We start from the raw sequence: 1,060 nt of genomic DNA on the forward strand, positions 1-1,060 counted from the left end.
CTCAACGAGTTCCTCACACGTGTTGCACTCACCCCCTGAAACCGCATGCCTCAGGGGCGATTAAACGGCCTACTCGGCGGGGTGGGGCGGGTGCTTGTCACTCGCAGGCGCGGCCGTCACCGTCTGCGTCGAGGTGACGACCGTAGCCGGGTTGGCCCGCCAAGATGGGCGCTGCGCCAGCCGCACGCACCGCCGCACAGTTGGGGTAGTACACCGACCCGCTGTCCGGAACTGCAGGTTGGGCAGGAGCAGCTGGTTCGGGGATAACGGGCTCGGCCGGCTGCTGGACCAACGGGGCCGGGCGATTCTGGTCCTGAGATTCCGACTCGCTCTCGGATTGGCTTGTGTCGCGGTCGTTGCCACGGTTCCGGTTCGCATCGGGATCTACAACAACTCGGTCCTCATCCTCGCCCTCGTCCACGACAACAGGCGGTTGCACCGTCGCAGTGGGTGAGGAGGTCGGCGTGGGTGTGGACGTGGGTGTTGAAGTCGCCGTACGCGTCGGAGACGGCGTGCTGGTGGGGGTGTGCGACGTCGTCGTAGGCGTTGCTGATGGTGACGAAGAGGCCGCGCGAGTAGGGCGAACGGGCTCGTCCTCGTTGCTGGATGGTGCCAGCAGTGCACCGCAGCCAGCTATGACAAGCAGGAACAACAGCACCAGAGACAGGCAGCCGCCACAGCCCAAGCAGCCCCAAAGCTTTTTGCTTCGAACGCGACCCGTGACAGTGCCTGCAGCTGCGGACGCCGCTGAATAAGGCGGGTGATACTGCGGTTGCTGCGAACCCGGATGTTCAGGCATGGGAGGTTGTGGTGCTTGATAGGACATCGGCAGACCTTACTCATAAGTAACGATGTATGAGAGCGGTATCACACTCGCGAGTCGGCCATGACCTATCCATCTGAAACATGACCAAATGTGCCACCCCTCCTTCCGCCGAGCAGGCCCTTTGATCGCCGCTGGGTGCCTCATGGGCGATCAAACGGCCTACTCGGCGGAAGGGGAACAGCGGGCAAAGGGGGGTGCCTCTATGGTTTTCGTCAAGCCGCCAGAGCGACTGAC

1 protein-coding gene is annotated in these 1,060 nt (G+C 63.2%); it reads right to left on the reverse strand.

Annotation, left to right across the window (positions count from 1 at the left end; all coding sequences use genetic code 11):
- Positions 1–97: 97 nt before the first annotated feature.
- Positions 98–826 carry an excalibur calcium-binding domain-containing protein gene (locus L979_RS15970; protein ID WP_369793000.1) on the reverse strand — a complete coding sequence of 243 codons (729 nt, stop codon included), beginning with the start codon at positions 824–826 and terminating at the stop codon, positions 98–100.
- Between the last annotated feature and the right edge of the window lie 234 nt (positions 827–1,060).

Source organism: Kocuria sp. ZOR0020, assembly GCF_000800955.1.
In the GTDB taxonomy this organism is placed as follows: domain Bacteria; phylum Actinomycetota; class Actinomycetes; order Actinomycetales; family Micrococcaceae; genus Kocuria; species Kocuria subflava.